The sequence below is a fragment of the Halopiger aswanensis genome (assembly GCF_003610195.1).
GTDB classification, from domain to species: domain Archaea; phylum Halobacteriota; class Halobacteria; order Halobacteriales; family Natrialbaceae; genus Halopiger; species Halopiger aswanensis.
Genome location: NZ_RAPO01000003.1, coordinates 392,095 through 406,314 on the forward strand (window position 1 = coordinate 392,095; position 14,220 = coordinate 406,314).

Below are 14,220 nucleotides of genomic sequence, written 5' to 3' on the forward strand. Positions count from 1 at the left end.
CACCTTTCATCGGACGGGTCGGTCGGCGAACTCGCTCGAGTGCGGAGGTCAGTACTCCAACCCGAGCGCCCAGTTGCCCGCGAGCGCGACGACGACCAGCGCGAGCAGGGCGGCGAGGACGGCGAAGGCGACGCCCCAGCCGGCTAGATCCGCCACGAGCCCGGTTCCGGCCGATCCCGTCGCGCCGACGATTCCGTAGACCGTCCGAATCAGTCCGAAGCCGACGCCCCGTTCGACGCTCGAGAGGGCGTCGATAAAGCGCGGCAACAGCGCCGCGCCCCAGCCGAGGCCGATCCCGAGCAGGACGACCGCGGTCGCGATAGCGACGATACCGGGCACGGCGATCAGCAGTCCGAATCCGGTCGCGGCCAGCACCATACAGCCCGCGGTCGCGACGTCCCGGCCGAACCGGTCCGATATCGCGCCGACGCCGACCTGCGTGACCGTCTGGACGACGAAGTAGGCCGCGAAGACGGCGCCCGCGAAGGGCGTCGACTGGCCGCGATACTCGACGAGAAAGGTCGGCAAGAAGGAGGCCGTCGCCTGCCAGACGAACGCGCCAGCGACGGCGAGACAGATCGGAAAGGCGATCGTCGGCCGAGTGAGCAACTCGGCGGCCGGCTCGAGATCGAGCCGCTCGCGCATGGGTTGGTCCGGCCGGGCCGGCGGCGTCGGCCGCACCCGCCGGGCGAACAGGTAGAAGATCGGCAGGGCGATGACGGCGCCGACGGCGACGGCGGGCCGCCAGCCGTAGCGGACGCTGATCCAGGCCGCGACCGGCGGCGCGACGAGGCCGGCGGCGGGCCCGCCGCTGTTGTGGACGCCGATCGCGGTCCCGATCTCCGCGTAGGTCTTGATCAGCAGCGTCGTCGCGACGCTGTAGTGGAGCCCGGCGACGGCCCCGAGGACGACCGTCGCGCCGACGAAAACCGCGAAGCTCGGCGCCAGCGCGAGGAAGAGGCAGGCGATTGCCGTTCCGCCGAGCGAGACGAGGATGATCGGCCGCTCGCCGTAGCGGTCCGCGAGGACGCCGCTGGGGTACTGCGAGAGGAAGTAAGCCATCCACATCCCCGAGAGGGCGAGGCCGATCGTCGCGTTCGAGACGCCGAAGTTCGCAGTTAGCTGCGGGACGACCGGACTGATCGCCACGCGTCCGGCCATCGTCCCGAAGAAGGCCAGCGTCGACAGCGCGAGCACGGTCTCCCGGTAGCGCCACCGCGTCCTCGTCGTCGTTCGTGCGCCAGAATCGTACTCCATCCGGTCGAGTTGTCCCTCGTTCCGAACGGATGAGCGTGTTGCCGGCACGGCCCAGCGGGCGATTCCGGCGCTGTGGCCGCGTCGCGAGGTCGGCCGATCGAACCGGGACTCGAGGGCGACTTATTAGGCGGCATTCGCAAGCAACGCCGGAAGATAACGGTCGCTGGCTTGAGGTACCCGGTGTGGTATGAACTACCAACTGTTCTCGAGGGTTGCTCGAGGGTGGGAGCATGATCGGTGAACAGGTTACCGATCCGGTGGTACTGACGATGATCGGCTACTTCGCGCTGACGCTGGCGGTCGGGCTGTGGTACGGTCGCGGCGCCGGCGAGGGGTACGTGGAGTTCACCCTGGCCGGGCGGGACCTGAGCCTGCCGGTCTACCTGATGACCTACTTCGCGACGTTCACGGGCGGCGGGCTCACGATGGGGATCGCCCAGCAGGCGTTCGTCGAGGGGATCAGCGCGCAGTGGTACGCGATGACCCAGGGGTTAGCGTGGATGACGATGACGCTGTTCATCGGTTTCATCTACTCGTTCGAGGTCGTCAGCGTCCCCGAACTGCTCGGCCGCGTGTACGGCGACTACACGAAGTACTTCGCCGGGCTGTTCACCGTCCTCGGACAGGTGGCCCTGACGGCCGGCCAGACGATCGGCATGGCGTCGGTCCTGTCGGTCGTCACCGGGATCGACCTCAACACCGCGTTCTGGGTGAGCGTCGCCATCTTCGTCGGGCTCACCGCCTACGGCGGGATGAATACGGTCGCGTACACCGACACGCTGCACGGGGTCGTCATCATCATCGGGATGCTCGTCGCGATTCCGCTGGCGGTGACGAACGTCGGCGGCATTGGGACCATTACGGCCTCAGTGCCGCAGGGCCACACGAACTGGATCGGCGTCGGCGTCGTTCAGATCGGCACGTGGTACCTGATGTACATCACCGTCGCCGGCGCCCAGCAGCAGATGCTCCAGCGCACGTGGTCCGCCCGGAACCGGCGGGTCGCGATGTTCGGCACCTTCCTCGCGGGCACGATCATCGTCGGCTACGGCATCCTCACCGCCACGGCGGGCATGATCGCCAACGCGCAGGGAGCCGACATCGAGTCCTCGATGGCGTTCGCCTGGACGATCACGAACATCCTGCCGGACGCCTTCGCGGGCCTGCTGCTGGCCGCGGCCGTCTCGTCGGTCATCACCGGCGCTGACTCGTTCCTGCTGGCGGGCGCGACGAGTTTCGTCAACGACCTCTACATCCCGCTGCGGGGCGGCCAAGATCAGCTCGCGGACGCTCACCTCGTCGTCGTAACCCGGTTGACCATCGTCGGCTTCGGCGTCGGCGCCGCGCTGATCGCCTTCAGCGGCATCGAGATCATCGTCATCAACACGCTCGGCATGGGCATCATGTCCGTGCTGTTCGCGGGTCTGGTGATGATGCTCTGGGACGGTACCGTCCGCGAGGCGGGGCTGCCGGGCTTCATCGTCGGCGGCCTCGTCTTCGTCGTCTGGGAGTTCGGGCTCGGCTCGCCCGAGTTCTTCGGTCAAGGGCAGGTCGAACCGGCCGTCCCCGCGACGGCCGCGGCGATCCTCACGATCTGGCTCGTCAGCGTCGCCTACGACGGCGAGCAGTTCGACAACGAGGAGATCCAGGAGCACGCGAGCCGCGACATGGATCGGCTGACCGCCGGCGACGTGACGGAGGTGGCCGACGACTGAGGCGACTCTCGGCGACTCGAGCAGCCGGTCCCGCGTCCGTCTCGGATCGCTCGAGAGAGCCGCGCCGCTTTTGACCCGGCCGTTTCTAGGGTGGATATGGACCTTACACATCGCCCCAGACGGCTCCGCCAGGACGGCGTGCGCGGGCTCGTCAGCGAGACGAGCCTCGAGCCGACCGACTTCATCGCGCCGGTGTTCGTCGACGCGACGACCGACGAACGGGTGCCGATCGAATCGATGCCCGGCCACGAGCGCGTGCCGATCGACGAGGCGGTCGCCCGCGTCGAGGAAGTCCTCGAGACCGGCGTCGAAGCGGTCATGCTGTTCGGGATTCCCGAATCGAAAGATGCCGAGGGAACCCGCGCGTGGGCCGAAGATGGTGTCATCCAGGAAGCCACGCGTCGAGTCACCGCTGAAACCGAGGCCTACGTCATCACCGACGTCTGCCTCTGCGAGTACACGACCCACGGCCACTGCGGCCCGCTCGAGGAGGAACTGCGCGGCGAGGACCACGAGCACGGCCCCGCCTGCGACCACGATCCTGACCCGACCCTAACCGTCGACAACGACGCCGCCCTCGAGTCGCTCGCCCGGACCGCCGTCTCCCACGCCGAGGCGGGCGCGGACATGGTCGCACCGAGCAGCATGATGGACGGCATGGTCGGCGCCATCCGCGCAGGCCTCGACGACGAGGGGTACGAACACGTCCCGATCATGAGCTACGCGGCGAAGTACGAGAGCGCCTTCTACGGGCCGTTCCGCGATGCGGCGGATGGTGCCCCCTCGTTCGGCGACCGCCGCCACTACCAGATGGACCCCGCCAACTCGCGCGAAGCCCTGCGGGAAGTACGTCTCGACGCCCAGGAGGGCGCCGACGTGATGATGGTCAAACCCGCACTCCCCTACCTCGATATCGTCAGCGCCGTCCGCCGGGAGTTCGACCACCCCGTCGCCGCCTACAACGTCTCCGGCGAGTACGCGATGCTCCACGCCGCCGCCGAGAAAGGCTGGCTCGACCTAGAGGAGGTCGCCCGCGAGTCGCTGCTGTCGATCAAGCGGGCCGGCGCGGATCTGATTCTCACCTACTTCGCCGAGGACGTCGCATCTGAACTGTAGATCGGAACCCGATCACCGTTCTTTGGAGTTCAGACTGGGCGGAGGACCCAAGCTATTCGGACGAACGTCCATCGGTCCTCGATACTCAGCATACAACTGGCAACATCTGCCGCGCGCGAGCCGGCAATGGCGTTTTTGGCGCCGTTTCGGCGGCGATCCGGACGAACCCCGACCTAATTTCGATTGACGAACGTCGAATATATAACCACGTCTCGAAAAACACTCGATGTTCAACGCCCTTATACACATTAAATTACCTCTAGATTTGTTCGGTTGTCCCTATTACTAGCCCATTTTGAGACAGATGTCAACGCTAATCCTTATATGGAGATGGTCCATCGGAATCAGACGTGATTCAGAAGACAACCATGAGCCCGAACGATTCAGACGTGGACATTCGTCTACAACCCAACGGACGCGCTACGGAACTGACGGAGGTGCGTGAGTGATGGAACCGACCGTCCTCCAGACCGAGGTCGAGATGCTGACCGAGGCGATCAACTACACGTGGATCCTGGTCGCCACGTTCCTGATCTTCTTCATGCACGCCGGCTTCGCCATGCTCGAGGCGGGGCAGGTACGCTCGAAGAACGTCGCGAACCAGCTGACGAAGAACCTGCTGACGTGGTCGGTCGGCGTGACGGTGTTCTTCTTGATCGGCGCCACCGTGGAGGGCCTCGTCGCCGGAAACGGACTGTCGTTCCAGTTCGAGAGCGCTGCGTCGGGCTGGATCGACTGGCTGTACGGGGCCGTCTTCGCGATGACGGCGGCGACCATCGTGTCAGGGGCCGTCGCCGGCCGCGCGAAGCTCCGCGCGTACGTCACGTACACCTTCCTGCTGGCCGCGGTGATCTACCCGGTCGTCACCGGCCTCACGTGGGCCGGCGAGCACCTCGCGTACGGCGACGTCCTGTTCCACGACTTCGCGGGCGGGATGATCGTTCACGGCATGGGCGGCATCGCCGGGCTCACCGCCGCGTGGGTGCTCGGGCCGCGCATGGACCGATACAATAGCGACGGCACGGCGAACGTCATCCCCGGCCACTCGCTGACCTTCGCCGCGCTCGGCACGCTGATCCTCGCGTTCGGCTGGTACGGCTTCAACGTCGGTACCTCGGCGATCATCGGCGAGGGCGCGTTCCTCGGCGACCAGCTCGGTCGCGTCGCCCTGACGACGACGGTCGCGATGGCCTGCGGCGCGATGGGCGCCGGACTCGTCGCCTGGCTCAAGACCGGCAAAGTCGACACGCTGTACGTCGCGAACGGACTGCTGGCCGGCCTAGCCGCGATCACCGCGATCCCCGACACCACCGCGTGGTGGGGCGCGTTCGTCGTCGGCGGTCTCGCAGGCATCCAGCTGCCGCTCGTCTTCGAGTTCGTCGAGCAGTACCTGAAGATCGACGACGTCTGTGCGGTCTTCCCCGTCCACGGCTCCGCGGGGGTCCTCGGAACGTTGCTGTTCCCGTTCGTCGCCGCGCCGGGCGTCGTCGAGAGCGTCACGAACGCGTTCGTCGCTCAGGTCATCGGCGTCGTCGTCATCACCGCCTGGACGGTCGTCGCGACCGGCCTGATCTGGTTCGTGTTCAAGGCCGCCGGCCAGGCCCGCGTCTCCCCCGAACACGAGCGCGACGGGCTCGACGTCTCCGAACACGGCGTCGACACCTACCCCGAGTTCGGTCAGCACGACGTCGACGTCGCGACCGACGGCGGCGAACTCCGTACTGACGGCGGCACGGACGAGAAGATCATCCGCACGGACGGAGGCAAACCTAACGACGGCGAACTCAAGATGATCACCGCGATCATCCGTCCCGACAAGCTCGGCGACGTCAAGAAGGCCCTCGCCGAAGTCGGCGCGCCGTCGCTGACCGTCACCAACGTCTCCGGCCGCGGCTCACAGCCCGCGAAGAAGGGCCAGTGGCGCGGCGAGGAGTACACGGTCGACCTCCACCAGAAGGTCAAAATCGAGTGCGTCGTCGCCGACATCCCGGCCCAGGACGTCGTGGAAGCGATCGGCGAAGCTGCCAACACCGGCGAGCCGGGCGACGGCAAGATCTTCGTGATCCCCGTCGAGGGCGCCTACCAGGTCCGCACCGGCAAGACCGGACAGGACGCGGTCTAAGCGCTCGGCGACTCCACGTCCCTCGCTGTTATCGCTGTCAATCGAGACGCTGTATCCGTGGCGCTGTTCGGACAGCGGGCGCGGATTTCGGTTCGATCGGCTTCGGTTCGGTCTTCATTTTGGCCTCGAGTTCGAGCGCCGGGTATCATGTTCGGGAGCGGCTGCGAGCGGACCTCGGTACTACTTTGCCGTCGCGTTTCCTAGGGCCGGATATGAACGAAGACAACTCGCGCGAGCTGTACGATCGAGCGCTGTCGGTCATGCCCGGCGGCGTTAACTCCGCCGTGCGAGCGGCGATCGAACCGTACCCGTTCTTCGTCCAGAAAGGCGACGGCGGCCACGTGATCGACGCGGACGGGAACCGCTACGTCGACTGGGTGCTGGGACTCGGCCCGCTGCTTTTGGGCCACGACCTCCCCGAGCCCGTGCAGGCCCGTATCCAGCGGAAGGCCAGCGAGGGACCGATGTACGGGACGCCGACGGAGATCGAGGTCGACCTCGCGGAGTTCGTCGTCCGCCACGTTCCGAGCGTCGAGAAGATCCGGTTCGTCAACTCCGGGACGGAGGCGACGACCTCGGCGGTCCGGCTCGCACGCGGCTACACAGGTCGCAACAAGATCGTCGTCAACCAGGGCGGCTACCACGGCGCCCAGGAGTCGACGCTGGTCGAGGGCGACGCCGAGAATCCCCGGCCCTCCTCGGCGGGCGTCCCGCAGTCCTTTGCGGAACACACGCTGCCGGTACCGTTCAACGACGAGGAAGCGGTCCGCGAGGTCTTCGAGGAACACGGCGACGACATCGCCGCGGTGCTCACCGAACCCATCCTCGGCAACTACGGCATCGTCCAGCCCGAGGACGGCTACCACGAGTTCCTCCGCGACATTACGGCAGAGCACGGCTCCCTACTGATCTTCGACGAAGTGATTACGGGCTTCCGCGTCGGCGGCCTCGGCTGCGCCCAAAGCGAGTTCGGCGTCACGCCCGACCTGACTACCTTCGGCAAGATCATCGGCGGCGGCTTCCCCGTCGGCGCCATCGGCGGTCGCGCCGAGATCGTCGAGAACTTCACCCCCTCCGGCGACGTCTTCCAGGCCGGCACCTTCTCCGGCCACCCCGTCACGATGGCCGCCGGCCTCGAGACGCTCAAATTCGCCGCCGAGAACGACGTCTACGACCACGTCAATGGCATCGGCGAGCAGCTCCGGACCGGCCTCGAGGAGATCGTCGCCGAGCAGGCGCCGGAGTACACCGTCGCCGGGACGGACTCGATGTTCAAGGTGATCTTCACCCGTGACGGTGAGGCCCCAAAGAACGCCGCCGACGTCAAGAACGCCGAGACCGACCGCTGGCGTCGCATCTTCTGGGGGAAGATGAAAGAGCAGGGCGTGTTCCTCTCGCAGAACCAGTTCGAGTGCCAGTTCGTCAGCTACGGCCACACCGAGGAAGACGTCGAGCGGACCCTCGAGGCGTACAAGGAGGCGCTGTAGGCGCCTGAGTAGCACCCGGCCGGACCGATCAGCGTCGCCGCCTTAGTTCTCGACCGCAGGCGCCGGTTTCGACTCACTGGTAGACTGGGCGGGGGTCGCTGTTGGCAGTTCGACCGCGAACGTGCTTCCGTCAGCACCGGTCTCGACGAGTTCGACCGAGCCGTCGAACTGGGTTACCAGCCGCCGGACCAGATAGAGACCGAGCCCGTGGTTGCTCCCGCGACCTTCGACCCGTTCGAAGAGGACATCGACCTCCGCGTCCGGGATTCCGGGTCCGTTGTCCGCGATTTCGATCCGGACGGTATCCGGTCCGGGTTCGACCGTCACCGAAACGCGCGGCCGCTCGGCGTCGTTGTGTTCGACCGCGTTCACGAGGAGGTTCCCGAAGACGCGAGCGACCAGTTCGTTCGCTCGGACGTGTACCGGCGAAGGGATCGACGTCTCGAGTGCAACCGGCCCCCACTTGTGCTCGAGTTTCTCGAGTTCGTCGCGCAGGACGCGGGAGACGTCGATCGGCTCGCGGGTCCACTCGCCGTCGGTCGTCCGGAGGAGCACCCTGACGTCGTCGATCACGGTCGCCATCTCGTCGGCCTCGTCCATGACGACCGTCGCCCACTGCCGCTGCTGGTCGGTCGTCGCGGCCTCCTCGCGCAGCAGCGACGCGTAGCCGTTGATAACCGTCGCGGCGTTTAACACCTCGTGGCGGAGGACGGTGTTGAGGTAGTCCAGGTAGTCCCGCTGCTCCTCGAGGTGCGCGGCCCGAAGCGCGGCCCGCTCGGCGGCCAGCGAGCGTTGGATGGCCCGCGCTTCGATGCAGCCGATCAGTAGCCCGACGCCGGCGCCGAGGGCGACGGCCCATCGGATCCACCCGACGACAATCGCCCACCAATTCGGCGGCATAACGGCAATGATCGGGACGTTGATGAGTAGAAAGGTGAACACGCTGCCGAGGATCCATCCGGCTATCCGCGGGTACCGAGACGGCGAGAGATCGGCCCCGCGAAGCCAGTACCCGCCGAACGCGATACCGGCGAGGAAGGGAAGCGTCGTAACGACGCCGATCAGAAAGACGCCGTCTGTGACAACTGTCGAACCGACGGCGAGGAGCACGCCGATTTCGGTGAGTAAAACGAGCGTCAGTAGCGCGCCGAATCCGAGTACGTACTCGGGGAGCCGATCACCGACACCGATATCGATACCGGCGAGTCGGTGCATACGCCATACTTTCCGCCGAGTTTGTTAGCAGTTCTGGCCCGGTTTGTAGCGCCGTCGTCACGACTGCACCGAAAACGGCCCGCTGCTCGAGCCGTCAGTTGTCAGTTGTCTGCCGTCAGTCGTCGTCGCTAACCGGCTCGGCCGGATCGGTCGGATCGATCGCGTCGCTGTCGCCGAAGATCCGGTCGGCGATGACGTGACTGTGCGTCTCCTCGGCGGTCGGCTTCCGCTGGAACAGCAGTTTCGCGACCACGTCCCAGGCGAAGATTCCGGCACCGGCGATCAGCAGCGTGTCGCCGGGCATGCGCAGCCAGAACAGCGTCTGGATGATACCGCTGTTGTAGAACTCGAGGCTGCGCGAGGCGGCGTAGCCCTGCGTGAACGCGGTCTCGAGTTGCAGGAAGCCGACGGGCAGCAGCGACAGGAACAGCATCAGCGCGAGCCCGACGTTGCACAGCCAGAACGACCAGGTCAGGCGCCGCTCGGACCAGTGGGACTCGCGGGTGGTCACCCGGAGGATGTAGACGGCCATCCCCATCGCGAGGAAGCCGAAGGCGCCGAACATCGCGCCGTGGGCGTGGGCGACCGTGAGGTAGGTCCCGCTCTGGAAGTAGCTGATCACCGGCAGGTTGATGAAGAAGCCGATGACGCCCGCGCCGAAGAAGTTCCAGACGCTCGAGGCGACGATGAAGTAGAAGACCATCCGGTAGGGGAAGTCCTTCGACGCCCCGTCCATGGCGCGGTACTGGCCGAGCGCCTCGTAGAGGATAAAGAGCAGCGGGATGAACTCGATGGTCGAGAAGACGCTGCCGATGGGCAGCCAGACCTCGGGGAGGCCGGCCCACCAGTAGTGGTGGGAGACGCCGATAACGCCGCTGCCCATCACCAGCGCAGCCTGGAAGATGACCGCCTTTTCGGCGGACTTCTTGCGCAGGAGGTTCATCGAGACGAGCGTCAGGGCGATGACGACGAGGATGAAGAACTCGAAGACGCCCTCGACCCACATGTGGACGACCCACCAGCGCCAGAACTCCGTGACGACGATGTTCGTCCGGGGCGTGTAGAGGAAGCCGGCCATAAAGAGCAGGCCGATCGAACCGCCCGCGTAGACGATCATGTGGGCGAGCCCGTAGCGGGGTTCGCGGTCCAGCAGCGGTTTGAAGCCGCGGGCCACGAGGGCGGTCCAGCCGAGGAAGCCGACCAGCAGACCGGCCTGCCAGACGCGCCCGATCTCTAAGTACTCGAGGCCCTCGTTACCGAGCAGCCACCACAGTTGGCCGTCGAAGAAGTTGTTGATGCCCAGCCAGATGCCCGCGAGCGCGCCGACGGCGACGACGAGCAGGGCGCCGATCAGCCCCTTGACGTACAGGGCCTGCTTGCGCGGCTCGCGGCCGGTCAGCAGCGGCGCGAGGAAGAGGCCGGCGCCGAGCCAGATCGTCGCGATCCAGAGGATGCCGAGGTCGACGTGCCAGGTGCGGGCGATCGACCAGGGCAGGATCTGCATGATGTCGATGCCGAGGAACTCGTGGAGTCCGAAGAAGTCGTCGCGTTCGACGTAGTAGTGGGCGAGTAAGCCGCCCAGTAGCGTCTGGGCGAAGAACAGGAGCGCCCCGATGAGGACGAACCGGGAACTTAACAGCTGGCTCGGCGTGAGGTCGATCTCCTTCGGATGGGGGATCGAGACGCCCTCGGCTTCGGGTTCGGGGAGTTCGACGGCCTGGTAGAGCCAGATGGCGATCCCCGCGCCGCCGACCAGCAGCACCATCGCGATGACGCTCCAGGTCATCACCGGCCCGCCGGCGTCGTTACCCGCAGCGGGCGAGTAGGGGAAGTCGTTGGTGAACGAGGCCTCGGAGCCAGGACGGTCGGTGTGGGAGATCCAGGCCGTCCACAGCGCGAAGTCGGCGAAGTCCTCCGCGGCCTCGGCGCTCTGGACCTGTTCTTCGGGGATGCCGCGCTCGCGGTCACCCTCGTAGTAGCGCTCGACGTACTCCTGGCGGACCTGCTCGTGCGCGTAGCCTTCGGCGGCTGAGTACTCGACCTGCGTGTCGTCGTAGTTGCTCGACTGCAACTCTTGGCGGACCCGCTCGTCGATCGCCGCCTGCTGCGACGCGTCGAGATCCTCGTAGGCTACGTCGTGTTCGTTTTGCGCGTAGTAAGCGCGCATGTGCTCGGTCTTCAACTCGAGCGTGTCGGCGGTGTAGTCGGTGTCGTAGTAACTGCCGCGCCCGAGTATCGACCCCTGGTTCATCAAGCCGTTCTCTTGGAAGATTTCCTTGCCGTCGCGAACGTCGTCGCTGGTCGCGACTTGCTCGCCGTCGGGTCCGACGATCGTGTCGGGGATATCCGGCGAGTTCGCGTACGAGAGCCACGCCCCACCGCCCATGACGATGAGGTTCACGACGAAAATCGTCGCGAGGAACGTGGCGAGTTGTTTCCTGGTTACTTGCATGACGGACGATACTGAGTCGTCACACCCCGTCAAATAGGCCGAGAGTTCCTACGAACTGGAAAAACGCGCGAACAGGTTCGGGGCAGCGGTTAGGGGGACCGCGGGAATAGGTGTTCCACCGTCGCCTCGAGACTCGCCGGCGAATCGCGCCGAATCGATACGGATAACTACCGATCGAGGAAGAACTGGTTCTCGCCGTTCGAAAAGTGAGTGGAGTTCTGCGCCGTCAGTTCGGAACCGTAACGATGTCGTCTCGGTAGCTCTCGATCGCCTCGAGAACGGCCTGTCGATCGTCCCTGTCGATGTCGAACTCCGCGAGGGTGTCGTCGAGGTGGGTCGCGATCGCCTTGAAGTCCGCGGGAGTGATCCCCAGGTCGTCGTGGGCGGCTTCCATCTCCTCGCCGGTGTACTCGACGGGACCGCCGGCGACGGAGCTGATGAACTGGGTCTGGTGGGCGCGCTGTTTCTGCATGTCGACGTCGTCGAAGTAGTGTGCGACCTGCTCGTCGGCCATAACGCGATCGTAGAATCGATCGACGACCTGGGCGATACCGTCCTCGCCGCCGAGTCGATCGTACAGGGTGTCTGTCATCCACTCATATGTACCCCTTTGAAGAGAAATAATTGCCGCCCCGAACACGTTCCGCAAAAACTATGTGTGGTTGTCCCACACAAGGAGCGGATCGATCCGGAACGTCGTTCTCTCGATAGAATCGCCGAAATCGGGTACCGCGTTCGCGGACCGGTGTCACGGGAGACCGTGTCCGACCGTCGGACAAGCGTGCGCTTTTCATACCCGAGGCACCCACTGGCGCCTATGAGAACGCGCGGGACGCTGCGACTGGCGACGAGGGGGTCCACACTCGCCCGGCGACAGGCCACCCTGGTGAAGGAGGCACTGGAAGACCGCCGGTACGAGGTGGAACTCGTCACGGTCGAGACGACGGGGGACCAGATCAGGGACGAACTCATCCACCAACTCGGCAAGACGGGGGCGTTCGTCCGCGAACTCGACGAGCGCGTCCTCGAGGGCGAGCTCGACGGCGCCATCCACTCGATGAAGGACATGCCGACCGAGCAGCCCGACGAGCTCGTGACCGCCGCCGTCCCCGAGCGCGGTCGGCCGGGCGACGTGCTCGTCACCCCCGACGGCTCGACCCTCGAGGAACTCCCCGAGGGCGCCACTGTCGGTACCTCGAGCCTGCGACGTCGCGCGCAACTGCTGTCCGAGCGCGACGACCTCGAGGTCGAGCCCCTGCGCGGGAACGTCGACACGCGCCTCGAGAAGTTGCTCGCGCCCGCGCTGCAGGAGGAACACCAGCAGCGCTCCGAGGCCGATAAGGAACGCAAGGCCAACACCGGCGACGAAGACTTCGAACCGGAGTACGACCGGACCGTCGACGAGTGGTTCGACGACCTCTCGGAACTCGAGCGCCAGGCCCTCGGCCGCGAGGTCGAGACCGAGTACGACGCGATCGTCCTCGCCCAGGCGGGCCTCGAGCGCAGCGGGCTGGCCCACTACGTCGACTACCGGGAGCTGCCGACGTCGACGTTCGTCCCCGCGCCGGGCCAGGGAGCGCTCGCCGTCACCGCGACCGACGGCGAGACGGCTCGGGACATCCAGTCGGCGATCGACCATCCGCGCAGCCGCGTCGAGACGACCGTCGAGCGGACGATCCTCGCGGAACTGGGCGGCGGCTGCATCGCGCCCGTGGGCATTTACGCGGTCGTGCAGGGCGAGTACGTCCACGCCGCCGTCACCGTCTTCGACCGCGACGGCGAGGAGTCGGTGACCGGCACGCGGGACCTGCCGATCGAACGCCACGCCGAGGCCGCCCGCGAGTTCGCGCGGGACCTCGCCGATCGAGGTGCCGCGGACCTGATCGAGCGGGCGCGGAAGGAAGCGGGCGCCGACGCTGACAACGACGGCGACGCGGCCGACGCCGATGACACCGATGGCGGCAGTACTGGCGGCGTTCCCTCGGAAGATAAGCCCGCGGGAAAATAGGTAGGATATACTGAGATGGACGCACGCGACATCGAGGCCGAACCCGGCACCGTCTACCTCGTCGGCAGCGGCCCCGGCGACCCCGGGCTGTTGACCGTCAGAGCGAAAGCCCTGCTCGAGGACGCCGACGTCATCCTCCACGACAGGCTGCCGGGACCGAAGATCATCGGGATGCTGCCCGACGAGCGCTGCGAATACGTCGGCAAGCACGCCCAAGGCGAGCGAACGACGCAGTCGGAGATCAACGATCGGCTGGTCGAGTACGCCCGCAACGGCAAGAAGGTGGTCCGACTCAAGGGCGGCGACTCGTTCGTCTTCGGCCGCGGCGGTGAGGAAGCGGAGTATCTGGCGAATCACGGGGTTCCCTTCGAGGTCGTCCCCGGCGTCACCTCGGCGATCGCCGCCCCCGCCGTCGTCGGGATCCCGGTTACCCACCGTGACTACGCCTCCTCGGTCTCCTTCGTCACCGGCCACGAGGACCCGTCGAAGACCGAGTCGGCGGTCGACTGGGAGGCCTTAGCCGAGGCCGGCGGCACCATCGTCGTCCTGATGGGCGTCAAGCGACTCCCCGACTACACCAGAGCGCTGCGCGAGGCCGGCATGGACCCCGAGACGCCGGTTGCGCTCGTCGAACGCGGTACCTGGCCCCAACAACAGGTCGCGACCGGCACCCTCGAGACAATCGTCGAGGCCCGCGACGAGGTCGGCATCAAGCCGCCGGCCGTGACGGTGATCGGCGACGTCGCCGCCACCCGCGAGTCGGTACTCGACGTGCTGGAAAACGAGTACGCGCCCCTCGTCGACCGCGCGGAAGCGCAGGAGGGAGGAGCGAAAGCGACGAGCGACGG

9 protein-coding genes and 1 pseudogene are annotated in these 14,220 nt (G+C 66.4%); 6 read left to right on the plus strand and 4 right to left on the minus strand.

Features of this window, described 5'->3' with window-relative positions; genetic code table 11:
* Positions 1 to 48: 48 nt before the first annotated feature.
* Positions 49 to 1,257, minus strand: a complete 1,209-nt coding sequence (locus ATJ93_RS15895; RefSeq protein ID WP_120245622.1) for an MFS transporter — start codon at positions 1,255 to 1,257, stop codon at positions 49 to 51.
* A 230-nt stretch (positions 1,258 to 1,487) separates the two neighbouring features.
* Here ATJ93_RS15895 and ATJ93_RS15900 point away from each other — a divergent pair, with 230 nt between their 5' ends.
* The 4 genes from ATJ93_RS15900 (at position 1,488) to hemL (ending at position 7,697) form a co-directional block, all read left to right on the plus strand.
* Positions 1,488 to 2,972: a sodium:solute symporter family protein gene (locus tag ATJ93_RS15900; RefSeq protein ID WP_120245623.1), complete on the plus strand. Its 1,485-nt coding sequence runs from the start codon at positions 1,488 to 1,490 to the stop codon at positions 2,970 to 2,972.
* A 96-nt stretch (positions 2,973 to 3,068) separates the two neighbouring features.
* Positions 3,069 to 4,088, plus strand: coding sequence for a porphobilinogen synthase (gene hemB, locus ATJ93_RS15905; protein WP_120245624.1), 1,020 nt, complete (start codon positions 3,069 to 3,071; stop codon positions 4,086 to 4,088).
* Between the two features lie 448 nt (positions 4,089 to 4,536).
* A complete protein-coding gene (locus ATJ93_RS24370; protein ID WP_120245625.1) occupies positions 4,537 to 6,210 on the plus strand; it encodes an ammonium transporter in 1,674 nt (557 codons plus the stop codon).
* Positions 6,211 to 6,422: 212 nt separating this feature from the next.
* Positions 6,423 to 7,697, plus strand: a complete 1,275-nt coding sequence (hemL, locus tag ATJ93_RS15915; RefSeq protein WP_120245626.1) for a glutamate-1-semialdehyde 2,1-aminomutase — start codon at positions 6,423 to 6,425, stop codon at positions 7,695 to 7,697.
* A gap of 42 nt (positions 7,698 to 7,739) precedes the next feature.
* Here hemL and ATJ93_RS15920 read toward each other — a convergent pair whose 3' ends face one another.
* From ATJ93_RS15920 to ATJ93_RS15930, 3 genes are all read right to left on the minus strand, one after another.
* On the minus strand, positions 7,740 to 8,912 hold the full coding sequence (locus ATJ93_RS15920) for a sensor histidine kinase (RefSeq protein WP_120245627.1): 1,173 nt from the start codon (positions 8,910 to 8,912) through the stop codon (positions 7,740 to 7,742).
* A 115-nt stretch (positions 8,913 to 9,027) separates the two neighbouring features.
* Complete coding sequence (locus tag ATJ93_RS15925) at positions 9,028 to 11,364, minus strand: nitric-oxide reductase large subunit (RefSeq protein ID WP_120245628.1); 2,337 nt, start codon at positions 11,362 to 11,364, stop codon at positions 9,028 to 9,030.
* Positions 11,365 to 11,590: 226 nt separating this feature from the next.
* Complete coding sequence (locus tag ATJ93_RS15930; RefSeq protein WP_120245629.1) at positions 11,591 to 11,956, minus strand: group I truncated hemoglobin; 366 nt, start codon at positions 11,954 to 11,956, stop codon at positions 11,591 to 11,593.
* A 225-nt stretch (positions 11,957 to 12,181) separates the two neighbouring features.
* Here ATJ93_RS15930 and hemC point away from each other — a divergent pair, with 225 nt between their 5' ends.
* Both hemC and cobA read left to right on the plus strand, forming a co-directional pair.
* Entirely contained in the window at positions 12,182 to 13,372 is a 1,191-nt protein-coding gene (gene hemC / locus ATJ93_RS15935) for a hydroxymethylbilane synthase (protein WP_120245630.1), read from the plus strand.
* 15 nt (positions 13,373 to 13,387) lie between these two features.
* Positions 13,388 to 14,197 (plus strand): annotated as a pseudogene (gene cobA / locus ATJ93_RS23930) (uroporphyrinogen-III C-methyltransferase); the annotation flags it as partial.
* Positions 14,198 to 14,220 lie beyond the last annotated feature (23 nt).